Source organism: Pseudomonas campi, assembly GCF_013200955.2.
In the GTDB taxonomy this organism is placed as follows: Bacteria; Pseudomonadota; Gammaproteobacteria; order Pseudomonadales; family Pseudomonadaceae; genus Aquipseudomonas; species Aquipseudomonas campi.
Map to the genome: position 1 here is coordinate 494,459 of NZ_CP053697.2, position 22,018 is coordinate 516,476.

The 22,018-nt window shown below is 63.2% G+C and carries 18 protein-coding genes and 1 tRNA gene; 3 read left to right on the top strand and 16 right to left on the bottom strand.

Annotated features, from left to right (window positions below; genetic code table 11):
• Positions 1 to 81 precede the first annotated feature (81 nt).
• From HNE05_RS02130 to rpsU, 6 genes are all read right to left on the bottom strand, one after another.
• On the bottom strand, positions 82 to 477 hold the full coding sequence (locus tag HNE05_RS02130) for a hypothetical protein (protein WP_173211534.1): 396 nt from the start codon (positions 475 to 477) through the stop codon (positions 82 to 84).
• 232 nt (positions 478 to 709) lie between these two features.
• Positions 710 to 786: transfer RNA gene (locus HNE05_RS02135), tRNA-Ile, on the bottom strand.
• A gap of 16 nt (positions 787 to 802) precedes the next feature.
• Entirely contained in the window at positions 803 to 4,534 is a 3,732-nt protein-coding gene (locus HNE05_RS02140) for an EAL domain-containing protein (protein WP_173211535.1), read from the bottom strand.
• A 95-nt stretch (positions 4,535 to 4,629) separates the two neighbouring features.
• On the bottom strand, positions 4,630 to 6,474 hold the full coding sequence (gene rpoD / locus HNE05_RS02145) for an RNA polymerase sigma factor RpoD (RefSeq protein ID WP_173211536.1): 1,845 nt from the start codon (positions 6,472 to 6,474) through the stop codon (positions 4,630 to 4,632).
• A gap of 67 nt (positions 6,475 to 6,541) precedes the next feature.
• Positions 6,542 to 8,533 (bottom strand): DNA primase, encoded by a 1,992-nt coding sequence (dnaG, locus tag HNE05_RS02150; protein ID WP_173211537.1) that lies wholly within the window; start codon positions 8,531 to 8,533, stop codon positions 6,542 to 6,544.
• A 379-nt stretch (positions 8,534 to 8,912) separates the two neighbouring features.
• Positions 8,913 to 9,128, bottom strand: coding sequence for a 30S ribosomal protein S21 (gene rpsU, locus HNE05_RS02155; protein ID WP_021702507.1), 216 nt, complete (start codon positions 9,126 to 9,128; stop codon positions 8,913 to 8,915).
• Positions 9,129 to 9,330: 202 nt separating this feature from the next.
• Between rpsU and tsaD the strand changes: the two genes are divergently transcribed.
• Positions 9,331 to 10,356: a tRNA (adenosine(37)-N6)-threonylcarbamoyltransferase complex transferase subunit TsaD gene (gene tsaD, locus HNE05_RS02160; protein ID WP_173211538.1), complete on the top strand. Its 1,026-nt coding sequence runs from the start codon at positions 9,331 to 9,333 to the stop codon at positions 10,354 to 10,356.
• Positions 10,357 to 10,376: 20 nt separating this feature from the next.
• Here tsaD and plsY read toward each other — a convergent pair whose 3' ends face one another.
• Positions 10,377 to 10,946: a glycerol-3-phosphate 1-O-acyltransferase PlsY gene (plsY, locus tag HNE05_RS02165; RefSeq protein ID WP_173211539.1), complete on the bottom strand. Its 570-nt coding sequence runs from the start codon at positions 10,944 to 10,946 to the stop codon at positions 10,377 to 10,379.
• Between the two features lie 76 nt (positions 10,947 to 11,022).
• Between plsY and folB the strand changes: the two genes are divergently transcribed.
• Positions 11,023 to 11,376 carry a dihydroneopterin aldolase gene (folB, locus tag HNE05_RS02170; protein ID WP_173211540.1) on the top strand — a complete coding sequence of 118 codons (354 nt, stop codon included), beginning with the start codon at positions 11,023 to 11,025 and terminating at the stop codon, positions 11,374 to 11,376.
• Complete coding sequence (gene folK / locus HNE05_RS02175) at positions 11,373 to 11,891, top strand: 2-amino-4-hydroxy-6-hydroxymethyldihydropteridine diphosphokinase (RefSeq protein WP_173211541.1); 519 nt, start codon at positions 11,373 to 11,375, stop codon at positions 11,889 to 11,891. Before folB ends, folK begins: the two co-directional genes overlap by 4 nt.
• A gap of 52 nt (positions 11,892 to 11,943) precedes the next feature.
• Here the strand turns inward: folK and HNE05_RS02180 are convergent, their stop codons facing one another.
• The 9 genes from HNE05_RS02180 to pdxA form a co-directional block, all read right to left on the bottom strand.
• Positions 11,944 to 13,176, bottom strand: a complete 1,233-nt coding sequence (locus HNE05_RS02180; protein WP_173211542.1) for a multifunctional CCA addition/repair protein — start codon at positions 13,174 to 13,176, stop codon at positions 11,944 to 11,946.
• Positions 13,177 to 13,264: 88 nt separating this feature from the next.
• Positions 13,265 to 14,830: a SpoVR family protein gene (locus HNE05_RS02185; protein ID WP_173211543.1), complete on the bottom strand. Its 1,566-nt coding sequence runs from the start codon at positions 14,828 to 14,830 to the stop codon at positions 13,265 to 13,267.
• An 11-nt stretch (positions 14,831 to 14,841) separates the two neighbouring features.
• Positions 14,842 to 16,110: a YeaH/YhbH family protein gene (locus HNE05_RS02190; protein ID WP_173211544.1), complete on the bottom strand. Its 1,269-nt coding sequence runs from the start codon at positions 16,108 to 16,110 to the stop codon at positions 14,842 to 14,844.
• A gap of 136 nt (positions 16,111 to 16,246) precedes the next feature.
• Positions 16,247 to 18,169 (bottom strand): PrkA family serine protein kinase, encoded by a 1,923-nt coding sequence (locus HNE05_RS02195; protein ID WP_173211545.1) that lies wholly within the window; start codon positions 18,167 to 18,169, stop codon positions 16,247 to 16,249.
• Positions 18,170 to 18,445: 276 nt separating this feature from the next.
• Complete coding sequence (glpE, locus tag HNE05_RS02200) at positions 18,446 to 18,775, bottom strand: thiosulfate sulfurtransferase GlpE (protein ID WP_173211546.1); 330 nt, start codon at positions 18,773 to 18,775, stop codon at positions 18,446 to 18,448.
• A complete protein-coding gene (locus tag HNE05_RS02205; protein WP_173211547.1) occupies positions 18,772 to 19,596 on the bottom strand; it encodes a symmetrical bis(5'-nucleosyl)-tetraphosphatase in 825 nt (274 codons plus the stop codon). Before HNE05_RS02205 ends, glpE begins: the two co-directional genes overlap by 4 nt.
• Positions 19,596 to 19,976, bottom strand: a complete 381-nt coding sequence (apaG, locus tag HNE05_RS02210; RefSeq protein WP_173211548.1) for a Co2+/Mg2+ efflux protein ApaG — start codon at positions 19,974 to 19,976, stop codon at positions 19,596 to 19,598. The genes HNE05_RS02205 and apaG overlap by 1 nt, the downstream gene beginning before the upstream one ends.
• A gap of 30 nt (positions 19,977 to 20,006) precedes the next feature.
• Entirely contained in the window at positions 20,007 to 20,819 is an 813-nt protein-coding gene (gene rsmA, locus HNE05_RS02215) for a 16S rRNA (adenine(1518)-N(6)/adenine(1519)-N(6))-dimethyltransferase RsmA (RefSeq protein ID WP_173211549.1), read from the bottom strand.
• Positions 20,820 to 20,926: 107 nt separating this feature from the next.
• The gene (pdxA, locus tag HNE05_RS02220; RefSeq protein ID WP_173211550.1) at positions 20,927 to 21,919 is read right to left on the bottom strand and encodes a 4-hydroxythreonine-4-phosphate dehydrogenase PdxA; all 993 of its coding nucleotides are present in this window, start codon (positions 21,917 to 21,919) and stop codon (positions 20,927 to 20,929) included.
• Between the last annotated feature and the right edge of the window lie 99 nt (positions 21,920 to 22,018).

Genomic DNA, 22,018 nt, shown 5'->3' on the forward strand with positions numbered 1-22,018 from the left:
AGCTGGGTGATGCCGCCTTGTGCCAGGAGCTCTCGGAGGTGGTGGGTCGCGGTACCTGTGGGCGTTGCGCCCCGTCGTGGGCTAATTTTGCACGTCGAGCCGATAGAGCCGTTCGGCAGATTGGCCGGCACATTGAGTGCCATAAGTACTGCCATAGACCAGCACGTCGTAGCTTCCGGCCGTGATGGGGACCTCTTCAATCACCCCCTGCTTTTCTCTTTCCCTGTGGGTTAACTCCAGGCCCGCGGGCAGGGGCTTGTCGGGGGGCACCAGCAGCTTGCTGAGGGGCGTGCTGGCGTTGATCACATCGACACGCATGCGGTACGGCACCTCCACAGTTGCAGCGGGAAGCGCCTTCGGCAGGATCTCGGGATCAGGCCGCATGGCGCAGCCGACTATCACATTGCCGAACATCAGAGCCTCACAGCCTGCCAGCAGCGCCACGAGGCCTGCGATAAAGAGCGCTTCAGACCTCATGTATTTTCCTTTTGCGATTGTGGCGTTCGGCTAAACAGCCGCCCTCCGATATAAGGGAACGATACGTCCCAGACGGGGACTGCTTGAAAGGAGGCAATCTGCGAGCTAAAGCGCTCGTTGCGTTCCGTAGCAGCAAAAATGAAACGATACGCAAAACGGTACGCAAATTTTTTGTTCAGCCCATAAACGACAAAAGGCCAGCACGATGGCTGACCTAAGTCGTTGTTTCATATGGTGGGCCCACACGGACTCGAACCGTGGACCAAAGGATTATGAGTCCTCTGCTCTAACCAACTGAGCTATAGGCCCCCAGAAGGACGGCGGATTATACCGGTGCCTTTTCGCTGCTGCCAATCGGCAAGGGGCCGAGGAAGTTGTTGGCGAAAGACTCGGCCGAGAGCGGGCGGCTGACCACGTAGCCCTGGATCTGTTCGCAACCTTCGCTGGTGAGGAAGATTTCCTGGGCCTTGGTTTCCACGCCCTCGGCGATCACGGTCATCTGCAGGCTGCGGCCGAGGGCGATGATGGCGCGGGTGATGGCGGCGTCGTCCGGGTCGCTGGGCAGGCCGCGGACGAAGGATTTGTCGATTTTCAGGATGTCCAGCGGCAGGCGCTTGAGGTAGCTGAGCGAGGAGTAGCCGGTGCCGAAGTCGTCGATGGCCAGTTGCAGGCCCAGGCTTTTCAGTTCGTGCAGTACGCCCAGTGCTTCCTCGGCCTGGGTCATGATGAAGCCTTCGGTGATTTCCAGTTGCAGGTAGCAGGCGTCCAGGCCGAAGTCGCTGAGTGTGTTGGCGATGCGTTCGGCCAACTGGGGTTGGCTGAGCTGGCTGCCGGACAGGTTGACCGAGAGTGGGCCGAAGGGCGCGTGCCGGCTTTGCCATTCGCGCATCTGCCGGCAGGCTTCCTGCAGTACCCAGTCGCCGATCTGCAGGATCAGCCCGGTTTCTTCCGCCAGGGGAATGAAGCGGTCGGGTGGGATGTCGCCGAATACCGGATGACTCCAGCGGATCAGCGCTTCGGCGCCCACCAGGTTGCCGCTGTGCAGGCACATCTTCGGCTGGTAGTGCAGGCTCAGTTCGTCACGCTCGATGGCGCGGCGCAGTTCGTGTTCGAGGGTCATGCGCTCGTTGGCCTGGAAGGTCAGGTTGCGCGTGTAGAGTTCGATGCGGTTGCGGCCCTTGGCTTTGGCGCTGTACATGGCCGCATCGGCATTCTTCACCAGGGTGGCGACATCTGTGCCATCGAGGGGGAACAGGCTGACGCCGATGCTGGCGCTGATGAAAAACTCGTGGGTGTCGGCCTCGAAGGGGGCGTTGAAGCAGCTCAGCAGCTTGGCGGCCACGCGCTCGGCATCCCTTGCCTGCTGCAGGCCGGGTAGCAGGACGATGAATTCGTCGCCCCCCAGACGTGCGACGGTGTCGATATCGCGCAGTTGTTCGCGCAGGCGCAGGGCGATGCTTTTCAGCAGGGCGTCGCCGACCGGGTGGCCGAGGCTGTCATTGATGTGTTTGAAGCGGTCCAGGTCGAGGAACAGCACGGCACCCTGGTGATTGTCGGCGAGTGCATCGCCGAGGGCGGCTGCCAGCCGGGTTTCGAAGAGCAGGCGGTTGGGCAGGCCGGTCAGGGGGTCGTGGTGCGCCTGGTGGTCCAACCGGGCCTGGGCATGCTTGAGCGTACTGATGTCGGCGAACACGCCAACGAAGTGGGTGATGTCGTCGGCCTGGTTGCGTACGGCGCTGATGGTCAGCCACTCCGGATACAACTCGCCATTCTTGCGCTTGTTCCAGATCTCGCCCTGCCAGTGGCCTTCGGCCGCCAGTTGGTGCCACATGGCGGCATAGAAGGCGCTGTCATGCTGGCCGGAGGAGAGCAGGCGCGGGGTCTGGTCGAGGGCTTCCGCTTCGCTGTAGCCGGTAATTTCGCTGAAGGCACGGTTAACCGCGGTGATGCGTTGCTCGGTGTCGGTGATCATCACGCCTTCGGCGGTGTTCTCGAACACGGTCGCGGCCTGGTGCAGGCGCTCCTGCATCTGCTGGCGCTCGGTGATGTCGCGGGCCATGGTCAGTATGCAGGGGGTGTCGTCGATCATCAGCGGCTGGGCGGATAGTTCGGCGAGGCGCAACTGGCCGTCGCGGGTGCGTATCCAGGCCAGCAAGTCTCTGGCTTGACCTTGCGTGCGAACCTGTTCCACCAGGCGCTCCCGATCAGCAGCCGAGCTCCAGATGGCCAGTTCCAGTGTCGTCTGGCCGATGGCTTCATGATTGTCATAGCCGGTGATGCGCGTGAAGCCTTCGTTGGCCTCGAGGATGCGACCATCCTCCAGGCGGGTGATCAGCATGCCGTCTGGAGTGGCATGGAACGCCTTGGCGAACTTCTCTTCGGAGGCTTGTAGTTGCTGCTGGGTACGCTTCAGCTCAGTGATGTCGCGCACGGCGACCACCAGTGCCGGGCTGCCATCGAGCTGCACCGGCTGAGCCGAAACCAGGCCGATAAAGAGCTCGCCGTTGCGCCGCCGGAAGGGCATCTCGAGGTTGTTCAGGACGTCCTCTTGCAGGCGGGCGAGTAGCTGCGTGCCGACGCCGGGCACGCCCCAGATGTCCAGCTGGGTGGCGGTCTTGCCGATGGCTTCGCTGGCGCTGATGCCGAGTTGCTGTTCGAAGGTTTGGTTGAGGGCCAGCAAGGCTCCATCGCTGCGCCGGGCGATGACCAGGATGTCCGGGCAGTTGTGGAAGACCGAGGCGAATTTTTGTTCCGACAGCTGCTGTGCGTGCTCGGCGTGCTTGGCTTCGCTGATGTCGATCATCAGGCCGCGCAGGATCAGCTTGGCGCCTTGCTGGATGGGCGTGACGATGTCGCGAATCCACACCACCCGCCCATCGGCGGCCAGCATGCGATAGTCCAGGCTGTGGTCGCGGCCGGCCTGGCTTTCGCTGATGCAGTAGTTGAGGGCCTTCTCGGCGTCATCCGGGTGCAGGGTGCGTTGCCAGAAGCCTGGCTGCAGCCAGTCGTTTAGCGGGTAACCGAGCAGGCGTTCGGCGTGCGGTGAGACATAGGTGAAGCAGTAATCCTCCATGCGCATTTCCCAAGCGATTGCGCTGAGGCTTTCGACCAGGCCGCGGTAATGCTGCTCGCTGCTACGCAGTTGCAGTTCCAGGGCCTGCCGTCCCTGGATTTCCTGACTCAGACGACGGTTGATGCGCAGCACGGCGGCGAGGATCAGCAGGACCACGAGCAGGGCGGGGAGGCCATAGAGCACGGCTTGCTGCCAGCTTTGCCGGCCATCCAGCACGCCGCCCACCCAGGGCTTTTGCAGGGCCTCGATTTCCTCTTCGGTGAGTTCGGCAAACAGCTTGTCGAGGATGCCGATCAGTACCGCGTGACTGTGTGGGGCGGCCATGGCCAGTTGATAGCGGTAGGGGGTTTCACCACTGACATACAGGCCTTCGAGCTTGAGCTGGCGCATGCTCCAGACGCTGGACGCGAGGTCGCCAATCAGGGCGTCGGCCTGGCCGGTGGCGACGGCTTGCAGGGCGGCGTTGACGCTGGGCAGCGGCAGCAGGTTGAGGTCCGGATGGCGCGTGCGCAGCAGTTCGTGCGGGGCGTAGTCCTTGACCACGGCAATCTTGAGGCCATAGAGCTGCTTCAGACTGCTCGGCTGCGGGCCATTATGGTGGGCGATGATGACGATGGGGAAGTCGAGGTAGGGGCGGGTAAAGGCAAGATCCTTCTGTCTTTCGGGCGTCGACATCACGCCGGGGAGCAGGTCGAGTTCGCCGCTCTTGGCGCTTGCCAGCACCTCGCTCCAGCTGCTTGGCTCCACGGGCCGCATGGCGATGTTCAGGCGTTGCTCGATCAGCTCGACATAGCTGGCGCTGAGCCCCTGATAGCGTCCTTGCTCGTCGCGAAATTCGAAGGGCGGCCAGGAGGCATCAACACCCAGGCGCACCTGGGGATGGTTGGCGAGCCAGGTCTGTTCATCTGGGCTGAGGGTGAGCGCATACACCGGGGCTGCCCAGTACGCCAGACACAACAGGAGAATGGCCAGCAGACGTGACATGCAGGCGGCTTCCGCAGCAAGGTGGAATTTTCAGTGTAGCCCTGCATTCCTTGGGGGATAAAGCAAAACCCCCGGTTTTGGCCGGGGGTTCTGATTTACTCGTCGAGGAAGGAGCGTAGATGCTCGCTTCTCGTCGGGTGGCGCAGCTTGCGCAGCGCCTTGGCTTCGATCTGGCGGATCCGCTCGCGGGTCACATCGAACTGCTTACCGACTTCCTCGAGGGTGTGGTCGGTATTCATGTCGATGCCGAAGCGCATGCGCAGAACCTTGGCTTCACGTGCGGTGAGGCCGGCCAGGACTTCGCGGGTGGCTTCCTTGAGGCTTTCCACGGTCGCCACGTCGATCGGCGATTGCATGGTGGAGTCCTCAATGAAGTCGCCCAGGTGCGAGTCTTCGTCGTCGCCGATCGGGGTTTCCATGGAGATCGGCTCTTTGGCGATCTTCAATACCTTGCGGATCTTGTCCTCGGGCATTTCCATGCGCTCACCCAGCTCTTCCGGAGTCGGCTCGCGGCCCATCTCCTGCAGCATCTGACGAGAGATGCGGTTGAGCTTGTTGATCGTCTCGATCATGTGCACCGGAATACGGATGGTGCGCGCCTGGTCGGCGATCGAGCGGGTGATCGCCTGGCGAATCCACCAGGTGGCGTAGGTCGAGAACTTGTAGCCGCGGCGGTATTCGAACTTGTCCACCGCCTTCATCAGGCCGATGTTGCCTTCCTGAATCAGGTCGAGGAACTGCAGGCCGCGGTTGGTGTACTTCTTGGCGATGGAGATAACCAGGCGCAGGTTGGCCTCGACCATCTCTTTCTTCGCCCGGCGCGCTTTCGCTTCGCCGATGGACATGCGGCGGTTGATGTCCTTGATTTCGGCGATGGTCAGGCTGGTGTCGTTCTGCAGGGCGATCAGCTTTTGCTGGCAGCGCAGAATGTCGGCCTGCAGGTTACCAATGGCCTCGGCGTACTTGGCCTTGCCTTTGGCCAGGCCGGCGGCCCAGGTTTCGTCGATTTCGTGGCCGGGGAACAGCTTGAGGAAGTCGGCGCGCGGCATGCGTGCATCACGCACGCACAGCTGCATGATGGCGCGTTCCTGGGCACGAAGCTGCTCCAGCGAGCCGCGTACGCGCTCGACCAGGGCATCGAACTGCTTGGGCACCAGCTTGATCGGCATGAACAGCTCGGCCAGGGCGAGCAGTTCGGCGATCGCCTGCTTGCTGCTGCGGCCATGCTTCTTCAGCGCCTTGCGGGCTTTTTCCAGCTGGTCGGAGACAGCGGTGAAACGGCGCAGGGCTTCTTCCGGATCCGGACCGCCATCGCCTTCTTCTTCCTCGTCGTCGCCGTCGCTTTCTTCCTCGTCTTCCGCGGCTTCAGCAGCCGGGGCGGCGGTTTTCAGATCGACCGGAACTTCTTCAGCCGGCAGGCTGCCATCGTCGGGGTCGATATAACCGCTGAGAATGTCGGACAGGCGACCACCTTCGCTGGTGATGCGCTGGTAGTCGGCGAGGATGCTGTCGACGGTACCCGGGAAGTGAGCGATAGCGCCCATGACTTCACGGATGCCTTCTTCGATGCGCTTGGCGATTTCGATTTCGCCTTCGCGGGTCAGCAGCTCCACGGTGCCCATTTCACGCATATACATGCGTACCGGGTCGGTGGTGCGGCCGATATCGGTCTCCACGGCCGCCAGGGCGGCTGCAGCTTCCTCTACTGCGGCTTCATCGGTGTCGGCTTCGGCCAACAACAGGGCATCCGCATCCGGGGCAGTCTCGAATACGTTGATCCCCATGTCGTTGATCATGCGGATGATGTCTTCCACCTGTTCCGGGTCGGAAATATCCTCCGGCAGGTGGTCGTTGACCTCCGCGTAAGTCAGGTAACCCTGCTCACGACCACGGGCGATCAATTCTTTCAAACGAGATTGCTGTTGCGCTTTTCCGGACATAACACCCTATCCATTGAAGGTCTTGGCGGGCAAAAAACAAGCCGAGGATTATAACTGATTAAGGGGCTCAGGCGCCAGTTGAGCTCTTGTCGCTTGCGGAAGAAGGGCGACTGAAGTGCTCGCGCAGTAGAGTCTTTTCTTCCGGTGTCAGTTCACTGGGGCTTTTTTGCATGACGCTGCGCAGGAGTTGCTCGCGTCGTTTCTGCAGCTGGTTATGGGCAAGTGTAGTAATGGTGTCGAAGAACTGCTTTTCAAGATTGTCCTGGTCGATCAGCCATTCTTTTTCCGCCAGGGCCTGCAGCAGGCGGCCCTGGGTGGTGCCGTGCCAGCGCGCGATCAGCTGCAGCGAGCGCAGTTGCGGGTTCTTCTGCAGGGCGCCGAGCAGGGCGACCAGCAATTGGGCGTAGGTGTCGTCTTCGGCGGCGAAATGGCTGACATCCTCGACCTTCTGCGCGAGATTGGGGTGATGCAGCAGGGTGCGCAGGGCGGTCAGGGTGGGTGACTCGACGCTGACGGCCTTGCGCGGAGTGCGCGGCTGGTCGTCGCGGCCGCCTTTCTTCCAGTTGCCGTCCTTTTTCCACGGCTTGCCTTCGCCTTTCTTCCAGTTCTTTTTCTGCTCGAAGCCGGCGTCGGCGGGTGGCTCGATATGGTTGGCGTAGTCGGCGATGTCGCCGTAGTCCGGCTGGGCGTCGTAATAGTGCTCGGCGGCCGGCCCGTATTCGTGCTCGGTTCTGCTGGGGCTGGCGGCGGGTGCGTGTTGCGTCATCTGCGCCAGGGCTTCGGCGGTGAGGCCGGTGATCTCGCCCAGGCGCATGCGCATCAGGGCGCGCAGGTTGTTGCCGGGAATCTGCTCGATCAGCGGGCTGGCCAGGGTCGCCAGGTGAGCCTTGCCTTCCAGGGAGCGCGGGTCGGCTTCTTCGCAGAGTTGCTGGAAGAAGTAGTCGGCCAGCGGCTGGGCGTGCTGGTTGATGCGCGCACGGAAGGCGTCGGTGCCTTCGGCGCGGACCAGGCTGTCCGGGTCTTCGCCTTCCGGGAGGAACAGAAAGCGCGCGCGGCGGCCGTCCTGCAGGCTTGGCAAGGTTGACTCCAGGGCGCGCCAGGCGGCCTTGCGCCCGGCGGCGTCGCCGTCGAAGCAGAACAGTACGCTGGGTACGATGCGGAACAGGCGCTTGAGGTGTTCTTCGCTGGTGGCGGTGCCGAGGGTGGCCACGGCATTGCGCAGGCCTTGCTGGGCCAGGGCGATGACGTCCATATAGCCCTCGACCACCATGATCTCGTCGAGGTCGCGGTTGTTCTTGCGCGCCTCAAACAGGCCGTAGAGTTCCTGGCCCTTGTGGAATACCGGGGTTTCCGGGGAGTTCAGGTACTTCGGCTTGTCGTCGCCGAGCACCCGGCCACCGAAAGCGATGATACGGCCGCGGCTGTCGCGGATGGGGAACATCACGCGGTCGCGGAAGCGGTCATAGCGCTTGCCGGTTTCAGTGTTCTCGATCAGCAGGCCGGCGTCGATCATCGCCTTCAGTTGCAGGTTGTCGCCACCCAGGTGCTTGAGCAGGTTGTCCCAGCCGGGCGGGGCAAAACCGAGGCCGAAATCGCGGGCGATCTCGCCGGACAGGCCGCGGCCCTTGAGGTAATCCACCGCGGCTTTGCGCGTCGGATGGCTTTTCAGGGCCTGGCGGTAGTAGTCGCTGGCGGCGGTCAGCAGGGTATAGAGCGGTGAGTCGGTCGGTTGGCGGGGTTTGTGTCCGCGCCCGCCTTCCTCGCGCGGGATGTCCATGCCGGCGCGCTTGGCCAGTTCCTCGATGGCCTGGAGGAAGTCCAGGTTGTCGTGGTCCATGATGAAGCCGAGCGCGTTGCCGCCGGCGCCGCAGCCGAAGCAGTAATAGAACTGCTTGTCCGGGCTGACGCTGAACGACGGGGTCTTTTCCTTGTGGAACGGGCAGCAGGCGCTGTAGTTCTTGCCGGCCTTCTTTATCTGGATGCGCGAACTCACCACCTCGACTATGTCGGTGCGGTTGAGCAGGTCATCGATAAAGGATTGTGGGATCAGGCCGGCCATGGGGTCGTCAGTGTGCTGGTGTCAGGGGCGGGAGCATAACAGGCTGTTGAAAAACTACCTGCGTTGCCATCGCGGCGTTAAAAACAGGCTCACAGCCAGCGGCTGAACGTGCTTTAGCACGGCCCCGAAGGGGTGAGCGCAGCGAATCAAATGCTCATTTACAACTCGTAAACTGCGCTTTTTCGCCGTTTTGATCAGCCGTAGGCTGTTACTAACGTAGCGCCTTGCGCTGGCTGCCTCGCCTACGTTTTTCAACAGCCTGCTAAACGAAAAAACTCCGGTCATCGCCGAGCGGCGAAGCGGAGTCGGGTGGAGCCTTAAAATGCAAAGCCCGGCGTAAGCCGGGCCCTGCGGAAACCTTTGCGGCGTGACTGATGACTCAGTACAGGCGCTCGCGGCGGCGCTGTTCGCGCTGCACTTTCTTCGCGTGACGCTTAACAGCGGCTGCTGCCTTGCGCTTGCGCTCGGTGGTTGGCTTCTCATAGAACTCGCGGCTGCGCACTTCGGCCAATACACCGGCCTTTTCGCAGGAGCGCTTGAAGCGACGCAGAGCTACGTCGAAGGGTTCGTTCTCTTTAACTTTGACGGCTGGCATCCAGGTCGTACCTTCACTGTTTTACCGAATGGACGACGCGATCCGGCTAGGGCACGGGAATACGTCGGTTTTCAAGGGCTGCGGATATTAACGCCAAGCGCCGCAGAATGCAAAGCCTCTGATCGAAAAGCGCTGGTCGGGCTGTAGGGCGGCGATTATTATGCGCGCCTTCGAATTCCCTCTGTATTAAAGGCGCGAACCCATGCTGGTGCTGGGCTTGGAAACTTCCTGCGATGAAACCGGTGTCGCTCTGTATGACAGCGAGCGCGGCCTGCTGGCCGACGCCTTGTTCAGTCAGATTGAGCAGCACCGGGTGTTCGGCGGCGTGGTGCCGGAGCTGGCCTCGCGCGATCACGTCAAGCGCATGCTGCCGTTGATCCGCGAAGTGCTGGCCGAGGCCGGCGTAGAGCGCACGCAGATCGAAGCCATCGCCTACACCGCGGGTCCTGGCCTGGTCGGCGCGCTGCTGGTTGGCGCTTCGTGCGCCCAGGCCCTGGCCTTTGCCTGGGGTATTCCGGCGGTGGGTGTACACCATATGGAAGGCCATCTGCTGGCGCCGATGCTGGAAGAACAGCCGCCGGCCTTCCCGTTCGTCGCTTTGTTGGTGTCTGGTGGCCATACCCAGCTGGTGCGGGTCGATGGCATCGGCCGTTATCAGCTACTCGGCGAGTCGCTGGACGATGCCGCCGGCGAGGCGTTCGACAAGACGGCCAAGCTGATGGGCCTGCAGTATCCAGGTGGCCCGGAGATTGCGCGCTTGGCCGAGGTTGGTACGCCGGGGCGCTTCACCTTCCCGCGGCCGATGACCGATCGCCCCGGGCTGGATTTCAGCTTCAGCGGACTGAAGACCTTCACCCTCAATACCTGGCTGCAATGCCGCGAGGCGGGCGACCAGAGCGAGCAGATCCGCGCGGACGTGGCCCTGGCCTTCCAGCAGGCGGTGGTCGATACCCTGACCATCAAGTGCCGCCGCGCCCTCAAGCAGACCGGTCTGAATAACCTGGTGATCGCCGGCGGCGTGAGCGCCAACCAGGCGCTGCGCCAGTCCCTGGAGAAGATGCTCGGCGAGCTCAAGGGGCAGGTGTTCTATGCGCGGCCGCGCTTCTGCACCGACAACGGCGCGATGATCGCCTACGCCGGCTGTCAGCGTCTGCTGGCCGGTCAGCAGGATGGCCCGGCCATCGGGGTGCAGGCACGCTGGCCGATGGAACAGCTGCCGGCCATCTGAGGCGCTTGCAGCCCGATTGCTCAGAAGTGCCGTTCGCGTCCGGCGAATAGGTCGCGTAAATTGCCCCGATGGCGCCAGACGATCAGCCCGGTCAGCACGCACATCGGCAGCAGCGCTGCCGGTTGTTGCCAGGCCAGCAATGGCAATGTCAGCGGCGTGGCGATCAGTGAGGCGAGCGAGCTGGTGCGGGTGAGGATAAAGGTCAGCGCCCAGGCGGCGAGCGCCAGCACGGCGGCCGGCGGATACAGGCCGAGCAGCATGCCGGCGGCCGTGGCCACGCCTTTGCCGCCCTTGAAGCGGAAGTACAGCGGATAAAGGTGGCCAATCACGGCAGCCAGGCCGATCCAGGCTTGTTGCTGGATATTCAGCCCGAGCAGGCTGGCGATCAGTACCGGCAGCAGGCCTTTGCACAGGTCGCCGAGCAGGGTGATGATGGCCAGCTTCTTGCCCGCCACCCGGAGCATATTGGTCGCTCCGGGATTGCCCGAGCCACTGGCGCGAGGGTCCGGCCCACCGCTCAGGCGGCTGAGCAGGATGGCGAAGGACAGCGAGCCGAGCAGGTAGGCGAGCAGTACCAACAGCCAGAACATGGTATCCATTCCGGGGCGAGTGAGCCCCGATTCTAGCGGCGGGACACACTCCTTGTCGTGCTGTGGAGTTAAGTGCTTGGACAAAGTCTTTATCGAAGGTCTGGAAGTCGACACCCTGATCGGTGCCTACGACTGGGAGCGCGGCATTCGCCAGTGCCTGCAGCTGGACCTGACCTTCGCCTGGGATATCCGCCCGGCCGCAGCTGGCGATGACCTGAGCAAGGCACTCGACTATGCAGCGGTGAACCAGCACGTGCAGGCGTTCGCCAGCGCCGCCCGCTTCGAGCTGGTGGAGACCTTTGCCGAGCACCTGGCCGCCAGCCTGCTGAGCGAGTTCGGCATGCCCTGGCTGCGCCTCAAGGTGACCAAGCCCGGTGCCAACCCGGCGGCCCGTGCGGTGGGTGTGGAAATCGAGCGCAGTCAGCCATGAGCCGGATACTGCTTGGCCTGGGTAGCAACATCGAGCGCGAGACGCACCTGTGTGCCGGGCTCGATGCGCTGGCCGGGTTTCTCCATGACCTGCAGTGCTCGCCGGTATTCGAGAGCGCGCCGGTGGGGATCAAGAGCGGACCATTCTTCAATCTGGTGGTCAGCGCGCGCACCGATCTGCCGCTGACCGAGCTGGATCGCCGGCTGAAGATCATCGAGGCCGACAATGGCCGCTATGCGCCCAATCGCAAGGGCCTGCCGCTGGATATCGACGTGCTGCTGTATGACGAACTGGTCGGCAATTTCGATGGGCTGATCCTGCCTCGCGCGGAAATCCTCAAGAATGCCTTCGTGCTCTGGCCGCTGGCGCTGCTGGTGCCCGCGACAGTGCATCCGCTGACCGGTACGTCATTTGCCCAGCTCTGGGCGGCGGCGCAGATCGACCAGCAACTGCGCCCGGTGGCGTTCCAGTGGCGCGGCCGCGAGCTGACGCCGGCGGCGTTGCTCCAGGCCTGAGACACATCCGCTCGGAATCGAATCCGCGTGTGCCTCCCGGATTGCATCCGGGCTACGTTTGCGCGCTGCGTTCCTTGTAGGCCTTGAGCGCTTTCAGCCGCTCGCGCTTGAGCGCTTCGCCCAGCTCCGCGCCCTGAATTCCCTGCTCCAGCAGCGGCTGCACTGCCACCGCACGGGCGGCCTGCATGGCACCCTGCAGGTAGGCGGCTTGTGGGTAGTCGCGGTCCTCGAAGCCGAGACGGCCGCGGGCATCCATCTCGCAGGCGGCGAGAAATTCCTCGAAACGCTGCGGGCGACGGTAGACGTCGAAGCTCTGCAGCAAGCCGAGCAGGGTGTCTGCGCGCAGCTCCAGGGCGCGGTGGCCGTGGGTGTGGTACTCGCCGACCAACAGCGCCGGTTCGGCACAGTCCCGCGGTACCTTGCAGCGTGTATTCACCGCCTTGATCAACTTCAGGCCACGTGTTTCGTGGGCGATATGCCGTGGCCATTCGGCTGGCGGCGTGGTGCCCTTGCCCAGGTCATGCAGCAGGCAGGCCCAGCGCACGCTCAGCGGCTGCTGATGGCGGGCGCATTGCTGCAGCACCATCAGGTTGTGCAGGCCGGTGTCGATTTCCGGGTGATGGGTGGCGGTTTGCGGCACCCCGAACAGGGCATCGACTTCCGGCAGCAACTCGGCCAGGGCGCCGCAGTCGCGCAGTACCTGAATGAACACCTCGGGGCACGGCTCCAGCAGCGCGCGGGAAATCTCCTTCCAGCTGCGCTCCGCGGTCAGCGCCTTGAGCTCGCCGGACTCGGCCAGCTGGCGCATCAGGGCCAGGGTCTCCGGCGCCACGACAAAGCCCAGCGGTGCATAGCGTGCGGCGAAACGCGCCACCCGCAGCACACGCAGCGGATCTTCGGCGAAGGCGGGGGAAACATGGCGCAGCAGCCGCGCGGCAAGATCGCGCTGGCCGCCATAGGGGTCGATCACCAGGCCGTGGTCGTCCTCGGCCATGGCGTTGACGGTCAGGTCGCGGCGGATCAGGTCCTCTTCCAGAGTCACGTCCGGGCTGGCGTAGAAGGTGAAGCCGCCGTAACCCTGGCCGGACTTGCGCTCGGTGCGGGCCAGCGCATATTCCTCGCCGCTCTGCGGGTGGAGGAACACCGGGAAGTCGTCGCCCACCGGCCGGTAGCCCTGGTCGAGCATGCTCTGCGCATCGGCGCCGACCACCACCCAGTCGATATCGGTGATGGGCCGGCCGAGCAGGCGATCACGCACCGCGCCGCCGACTTTATAGATCTGCATGGAATCACTCCTCCGTTGCCGCGGAGGATAAGCGAAAAAGCCCGTACCTGCTGCCTGCCGGTACGGGCTTGCCTGGTCGAGCGGGGGCTCAGATCGGCGGAATCACCAGATCCAGGCGCGGGTACTCGCTGTCGGCATCCTGCTCGTTGCGCGGCGGCACGTGCTGCATGCCGACCACCTGCTCGCCCTGGCGGACTTCCAGGTGGATATCGAAGCCCCACAGGCGATGCAGGTGCTTGAGCACCTCGCCGGTGGAGTCGCCCAGCGGTTTGCGGTCGTGTTGCTGGTGGCGCAGGGTCAGCGAGCGATCACCGCGGCGGTCGACGCTCCAGATCTGCACATTGGGTTCGCGGTTGCCCAGGTTGTACTGGGCGGCCAGGGTCTCGCGGATGATGCGGTAGCCCGGCTCGTCGTGGATGGCCGGCACCAGCATGTCGTCCTGCTGGTCGTCGTCCATCACGCTGAACAGCTTGAGGTCGCGGATCACCTTGGGTGAGAGAAACTGCAGGATGAAGCTCTCGTCCTTGAAGTTGGCCATGGCGAACTTGAGGGTCGACAGCCAGTCGCTGCCGGCTATGTCGGGGAACCAGTGGCGATCTTCCTCGGTGGGGTGTTCGCAGATACGGCGGATATCGCAGTAGATGGCGAAGCCCAGGGTGTAGGGGTTGATGCCGCTGTAGTAGGGGCTGTCGAAGCCCGGCTGGTAGACCACGCTGGTGTGTGACTGAAGGAACTCGATCATGAAACCGTCGGTGACCAGGCCTTCGTCGTACAGGTCGTTCATCAGGGTGTAGTGCCAGAAGGTCGCCCAGCCTTCGTTCATCACCTGAGTCTGGCGCTGCGGGTAGAAGTACTGGGCGATCTTGCGCACGATGCGGATCACCTCGCGCTGCCAGGGCTCCAGCAGCGGCGCATGCTTCTCGAGGAAGTACAGGATGTTTTCCTGCGGTTCGGCCGGCCAGCGCTTGTTGTCCTGGTCGTGGCCCTTGCTGGCGCCCTTGGGGATGGTGCGCCAGAGGTCGTTGATCTGCTTCTGCAGGTGCTCCTCGCGGTCCTTCTGCCGGCGCCGTTCTTCTTCGGCGGAGATCGGGTCGGGGCGCTTGTAGCGGTCTACGCCGTAGTTCATCAGGGCATGGCAGGAGTCGAGCAGGTCTTCCACCGCGTCGATGCCGTGGCGCTCCTCGCACTGCATGATGTACTGCTTGGCGAACACCAGGTAATCGATGATCGAGCTGGCGTCGGTCCAGGTGCGGAACAGGTAGTTGCCCTTGAAGAAGCTGTTGTGGCCGTAGCAGGCGTGGGCGATCACCAGGGCCTGCATGCACATGGTGTTTTCTTCCATCAGATAGGCGATGCACGGATCGGAGTTGATCACGATCTCGTAGGCCAGGCCCATCTGCCCGCGGCTGTAGCCCTTCTCGGTGGAGAGAAAGTGCTTGCCGTAGGACCAGTGGTGATAGCCCAGGGGCATGCCGACGGAGGCGTAGGCGTCCATCATCTGCTCGGCGGTGATCACCTCGATCTGGTTGGGGTAGGTGTCCAGCGCATAGCGTTCGGCGATGCGCGCTATCTCGCGGTCGTACTGGCGGACCAGTTCGAAGGTCCATTCCGAGCCGGTGGAGATCGGCTGGCGTTTTCTCTCGGATACGGTCATCGCGGTTCCCCTCAGGTCACCAGGCGGCGCTGGAACAGTTCACGGAACACCGGGTAGATATCGGCGGACGAGACCAGCTGCTGCTGGGCGAAGGTGTCGGCATAGTTTTCGCCGACCTGCTCGTACTCGAACCACAGCGCCTGGTGTTCGCGCGGGGTGATCTCGACGTAGGTGAAGTACTGCACGAACGGCATGATCTGGTTGATCAGGATATCGCGGCAGATCGGCGAATCGTCGTTCCAGTTGTCGCCGTCCGACGCCTGGGCGGCATAGATGTTCCACTCGTTGATCGGGTAACGCGCGGCCATGATCTCCTGCATCATTTTCAGTGCGCTGGAGACGATGGTGCCGCCGGTTTCCCGCGAGTAGAAGAACTCCTCCTCGTCGACCTCTTTGGCACTGGTGTGGTGGCGGATGAACACCACCTCGATCTTGTCGTAGTTCCGCTTGAGGAACAGGTACAGGAGGATGAAGAAGCGCTTGGCGATGTCCTTGGTGGCCTGGGTCATCGAGCCGGACACGTCCATCAGGCAGAACATCACCGCCTTGGAGCTGGGATTGGGCTGCTTGGTCAGCAGGTTGTACTTGAGGTCGAAGGTGTCGAGAAACGGCACGCGGTTGATGCGTACGCGCAGCTTGCTGATTTCCTCTTCCAGCGCCTGGATGTCACTGAAGTTGTCCGGTTCTTCGAGCTTCAGGCGCTCCAGTTCGGCCAGGGCCAGCTTGAGCTTGCCGCGGCTGCTGCCGGACAGGGCGATGCGCCGGGCATGGGCCGAGCGCAGGGTGCGCACGATATTGATACGGGACGGGTTACCTTCGTTGCTGATACCGGCGCGCACGGTCTTGAAGGTGTCGCTGCCGGTCAGGTGGCGTTTGACCAGGTTGGGCAGTTCCAGGTCCTCGAACATGAAGTCGAGGAATTCCTCCTGGGTGATTTGAAAGACGAACTCGTCGATGCCTTCGCCGGAGTTGCTCGCCTTGCCGGCGCCGCGACCACCACCGCCCTGTGGGCGAGGGATATGGTCGCCACCGCTGAACTGCTTGTTGCCGGGGTGCACGGTGGTCTGCTTGCCGCCGCGGCCATGGTGCAGCACCGGCTCGTCGATATCACGGCCGGGAATGCTGATCTGTTCGCCGTGCTCCATATCGGTGATGGAGCGCCGGCTGACGGCCTCCTCCACTGCCTTCTTGATGTGGTCACGGTAACGCCGCAGGAAACGCTGGCGGTTCACCGTGCTCTTGTTCTTGCCATTCAGACGCCGGTCTATCACATAGCTCATGACATCTCCTTAGAACCTGCACATAGCCTGCGGCGCGTTTTGCTCTAGCTCGCGAGGCCATGAGTCGGTTCGTTGCACGTACGCCTTGCGGACGCACGGCGACCAGCGCGGCAGCGAGTGCCGCGCCGGCAACGGGTTACTGCGACTTGCGAACCCGCAGATACCACTCGGACAGCAGGCGCACCTGCTTCTCGGTGTAGCCACGTTCGACCATTCGGGTAACAAAGTCGTTGTGCTTCTGTTGATCCTCCTTGCTTGCCTTGGCGTTGAAGCTGATGACCGGCAGCAGATCCTCGGTGTTGGAGAACATCTTCTTCTCGATCACCACGCGCAGCTTCTCGTAGCTGAGCCAGGTCGGGTTCTTGCCGTTGTTGTTGGCACGGGCGCGCAGCACAAAGTTGACGATCTCGTTGCGGAAATCCTTCGGGTTGCTGATTCCGGCCGGCTTCTCGATCTTCTCCAGCTCCTCGTTGAGGGCCACGCGGTTGAGGATCTCGCCGGTTTCCGGGTCGCGGTATTCCTGGTCCTGAATCCAGAAGTCGGCGTACAGCACATAGCGGTCGAAGATGTTCTGCCCATACTCGCTGTAGGACTCCAGGTAGGCGGTCTGGATTTCCTTACCGATGAACTCGATGTAGCGCGGTGCCAGGTATTCCTTGATAAAGCGCAGGTAGCGCTCGCGCACTTCGGCGGGGAACTGTTCCTGCTCGATCTGCTGCTCCAGCACATACAGCAGGTGCACCGGGTTGGCGGCGATCTCGTGCGGGTCGAAGTTGAATACCTTGGACAGAATCTTGAAGGCGAAGCGGGTCGACAGACCGTTCATGCCTTCATCGACGCCCGCCGTGTCGCGGTACTCCTGGATCGACTTGGCCTTGGGGTCGGTGTCCTTGAGGTTCTCGCCGTCGTAGACGCGCATCTTCGAGTAGATGTTGGAGTTCTCCGGTTCTTTCAGGCGGCTGAGCACGGAGAACTGGGCGAGCATCTTCAGGGTGTCCGGGGCGCAATGGGCCTTGGCCAGCGAGCTGTTGAACAGCAGTTTGTCGTAGATTCTCACCTCGTCGGTGACGCGCAGGCAGTACGGCACCTTGACGATGTAGATGCGGTCGATGAACGCCTCGTTGTTCTTGTTGTTGCGGAAGCTGTGCCACTCGGACTCGTTGGAGTGGGCCAGCAGGATGCCGCTGTAGGGAATCGCGCCGAGGCCTTCGGTGCTGTTGTAGTTGCCTTCCTGGGTGGCGGTGAGCAAGGGGTGCAGGACCTTGATCGGTGCCTTGAACATCTCGACGAATTCCATCAGGCCCTGGTTGGCACGGCACAGGGCGCCCGAGTAGCTGTAGGCGTCGGCGTCGTTCTGCGGGAATTCCTCCAGCTTGCGGATATCCACCTTGCCGACCAGGGCGGAGATGTCTTGGTTGTTCTCGTCGCCCGGTTCGGTCTTGGCCACGGCGATCTGGTTGAGTATCGAGGGATACAGCTTGACCACGCGGAACTGGCTGATGTCACCACCGAACTCGGTCAGGCGCTTGGTTGCCCAGGGCGAAATGATGCTGTTGAGGTAGCGCCGCGGGATGCCGTAGTCCTCTTCGAGGATGGCACCGTCTTCACTGGCATTGAACAGCCCCAGCGGCGACTCGAATACCGGTGAGCCCTTGATCGCATAGAAGGGCACTTTTTCCATCAGCTGCTTGAGCTTTTCTGCCAGTGACGACTTGCCGCCGCCGACCGGACCGAGCAGGTAGAGGATCTGTTTCTTCTCTTCCAGGCCCTGAGCGGCGTGGCGGAAGTAGGAGACGATCTGGTCGATGCACTCTTCCATGCCGTGGAAGTCGGCAAAGGCTGGGTAGCGACGGATCACCTTGTTGGAAAAGATGCGCGACAGCCGAGAGTTGCTCGAAGTATCGATCAGCTCCGGCTCGCCGATAGCCATCAGCAGACGCTCGGATGCCGTGGCGTAGGCGCTGCGATCCGCTTTGCACAGTTCGAGGTATTCCTGAAGCGAATATTCCTCCTGGCGGGTCGATTCGAAGCGTTGCTGGAAGTGGCTGAATATACTCATAACTGCACCTCGCTCGCTGCATGGAGCCGGCAAGGGTCATTCGGGCGGGTGCAGAGGCGGTCGACGCGTCGGCCGTTAGAAAACCCCCAGAACACCTAAAAACGCTACCGATGGCCCGGAACCGGTGTGCCGGCTCTCCCTTTTGGATGGCCTCGACCTAAGAGTAGTTCGGATTCGGCAGCGTCAAGCGTGATGCTGGGGTTACAAGCTATTACCGTTTGTCGGCATATGCCCTGCGGGCGGCGTGGGGCGCGGCTTTGCGCCCTGTGTAAAAAATTATTCGGCGTCGCTGCGCGCGACCTGATCCGGGTACTGGCTGCGCCACAGCTCGAAGCCGCCATCCAGGCTGTAGACCTCGGCGAAGCCCTGATGCGCCAGATAGGCAGCCGCGTTCTGGCTGGAGTTGCCGTGGTAGCAGGTGACGATCAGCGGCTGGTCGAAGTCGGCCTTGGCGATGAAGTCGGCCAGCGAGTGGTTGTCCAGATGCTGCGAGTCGCTGATATGGCCGTTGGCAAAGCTCTGCGGGTCGCGGATATCGACCACCACGGCGCCTTGTTCGCGCAGGCTCTGGGCCTGCTCTGGCGGGATACGTTTGAATTCACTCATGGGTGGTTCTCCGGGCAGTCGCAGCGCAGACGTTCGCCGCTGTCGATGTTCATCAGGGTCATGGCGCCGCCCCACACGCAGCCGCTGTCCAGGGCGCTGAGGCCGGGCTCGTCGCACTGGCCTTCCAGCGCCGCCCAGTGGCCGAAGATGATCTTGCGCCCGCGGCTCTTGCGTTGCGGGTAGCTGAACCAGGGGGCGTAGCCGGGTGGGGCGGTGCCGACGCCTTCCTTGCTCTTCAGGTCGAGGGTACCGTCGGCCGTGCAGAAACGCATGCGCGTGAAGTAGTTGGTGATCACCCGCAGACGGGGAATGCCATGCAGGTCCTTGTCCCACTTGGCCGGCTCGTTGCCATACATGCCGTCGAGGAACAGCGGCAGGCGGGCATCGTCGCGCAGGACTTCCTCGACTTCGGCGGCGCGCTTGAGGGCTTTCTCCACGGTCCACTGCGGCGGGATGCCGGCATGCACCAGGGCGATATCGCGCTCGGCGTCGTGGTGCATGAGCTTCTGCTGGCGCAGCCAATCGAGCAGATTCTGGCGATCGGGCGCGTCGAGGATTTCCTGCAGGGTGTCGTTTTTCTTCAGGCGCTCGATGTTGTGGGCCACGGCCAGCAGGTGCAGGTCATGGTTACCCAGCACGCAGACCAGCGCGTCGCGCATGGTATAGAGGAAGCGCAGGGTTTCCAGCGACTGCGGGCCACGGTTGACCAGGTCGCCGACCAGCCACAGGCGATCCTTGGCCGGGTCGAAGGCGACGCGTTCGAGCAGGCACTTGAGCGGTTGCAGGCAGCCCTGCAGGTCGCCGACGGCGTAGGTGGCCATCAGTGCAGGGCGCCAGGCATGGCCAGGCGGAAGGGGGCGATGGTGGCGTCGAAGCGTTTGCCGTCGTCGGCGAGCATCTGGTAACTGCCTTGCATGTTGCCGACCTTGGTCGCCATCACTGTGCCGCTGCTGTAGGTGTGGCTCTCGCCTGGCTGCAGGTGCGGCTGCTGGCCGACCACGCCGGCGCCGCGGACTTCCTGCACGCGGCCATCGCCGTCGGTGATGATCCAGTGGCGGCTGAGCAGCTTGGCGGCCACCGTGCCGTTGTTGTGGATGGTCACCGTGTAGGCGAAGGCGAAGCGGTTCTGCTCCGGGCTGGATTGCTCCGGCAGATAGCGGGTGGCGACGCTGACGTCGACCTGGTAGCGCGAATCGGGCATGGGCGGCAACTCGGGAAGCTGTAAAGCAGTTTAGTCCTGGGTCTGGACCTTGGGTTGCGCGGCGAGCTGATCGGCCAGGCGCACGAAGGCGGCCAGGTCGAGTTGCTCCGGGCGCAGGCTGCCATCGACACCGGCAGCTTCGATTTCGGCGCTGCTGAGCAGGCCCTTGAGCGTATTGCGCAGGGTCTTGCGGCGCTGGTTGAAGGCCTCGCGCACCACGCGTTCGAGCAGGAGATGGTCCTTGGCCGGGAATGGCAGCACGTCGTGCGGCACCAGGCGGACGATGGCTGAGTCAACCTTGGGCGGCGGATTGAACGCGCCGGGGCCGACGTTGAACAGATGCTCCACGCGGCAGTGGTACTGCACCATGATCGACAGACGGCCCCAGTCGCCACCACCCGGCTCGGCGGCCAGGCGTTCGACCACTTCCTTCTGCAGCATGAAGTGCATGTCGCGGATCAGCGGGGCGTTGTCCAGCAGGTGGAAGATCAGCGGCGTGGAGATGTTGTAAGGCAGGTTGCCGACCACGCGCAGGCTGTGCGGTGCGGCTTCGAGACGGTTGAAATCGAACTTCAGCGCGTCGCCCTGGTTCAGGCGGAAGTTGGCCAAGTGGCCGAACTTGCCCTGCAGGATCGGGATCAGGTCGAGGTCGAGTTCGATCACGTCGAGCTGGCCGCCGCTACTCAGCAGGCCTTCGGTCAGGGCGCCCTGGCCTGGGCCGATCTCCAGCAGGCGCTCGCCTTCGCGGGCGTGGATAGCGCGCAGGATGCGGTGAATCACCCCGGCGTCATGCAGGAAGTTCTGGCCAAAGCGCTTGCGCGCGCGGTGTTGGTATTCGGACATCGGGACAGCTCCAGGCTTCAAGCCGCACGCTTGAAGCGAATGCAAAGAGCGGCAGTTTAACAGCATTGCCGGGGCAGGCCGTAGGCAAGCCGGGCTGCCTGCCCGGTTCAGCTCCTGCTGGAGGCCATCATGTAGGCGGTTTCCAGGGCCACTTGCAGGCTGCCACTGTCGATCTGGCCGCTGCCGGCCAGGTCCAGGGCGGTGCCGTGGTCGACCGAGGTACGGATGATCGGCAGGCCCAGGGTGACGTTGACCGCCGCGCCAAAGCCCTTGTACTTGAGTACCGGCAGGCCCTGGTCGTGGTACATGGCCAGTACCGCATCGCAGTGGTCGAGGTGCTTGGGGGTGAACAGGGTGTCGGCCGGCAGCGGGCCAATCAGGTTCAGGCCTTCGCCGCGCAGCAGTTCGAGGGTCGGTTCGATCACCTCGATTTCCTCGCGGCCCAGGTGGCCGCCTTCGCCGGCATGGGGGTTGAGTCCGCAGACCAGGATGCGTGGCTGGGCGATGCCGAACTTCTCCACCAGGTCGGCGTGCAGGATGCGCGCGACCTGTGTCAGGCGCTCGGCGGTGATGGCGGCGGCGACATCCTTGAGCGGCAGGTGGGTGGTCACCAGGGCCACGCGCAGGCCGCGGGTCGCGAGCATCATCACCACTTGTTCGGTGTGGGTCAGTTCGGCGAGGAATTCGGTATGCCCTGAGAAGGCAATGCCCGCTTCGTTGATCACGCCTTTGTGTACGGGGGCGGTGATCATGCCGGCGAAGTCGCCATCCAGGCAGCCCTGGCCGGCGCGGGTCAGGGTCTGCAGGACATAGGCGGCGTTGACGGCGTCAAGCTGGCCGGGCTGGACCGTTGCCTGCAGTGGGGTATCCCAGACATACAGGCTGCCGGCCGGCGCGGGTAGGCTTGGCCAGTTGCCGGGGGAGGCGCTCAGCAGTTCGATGTGCAGACCCAATTCTACTGCTCGTTCACTCAGCAGCTCACGGCTGGCGATGGCGACTAGGGGGTGAGGCTGGACGGTGCGCGCGAGCAACAGGCACAGATCAGGGCCGATGCCGGCAGGCTCACCAGGGGTCAGGGCGAAAAGCTGGGCGGTGGACATCGGCAGGTTCTCTTCTGGGCGGTGGTAGCGAGGCAAGCCAACACTTTACGCTGAAAGCTAGTGGCGAAAAAAAGCCCGGCGGTGCCGGGCTTGGGTGTT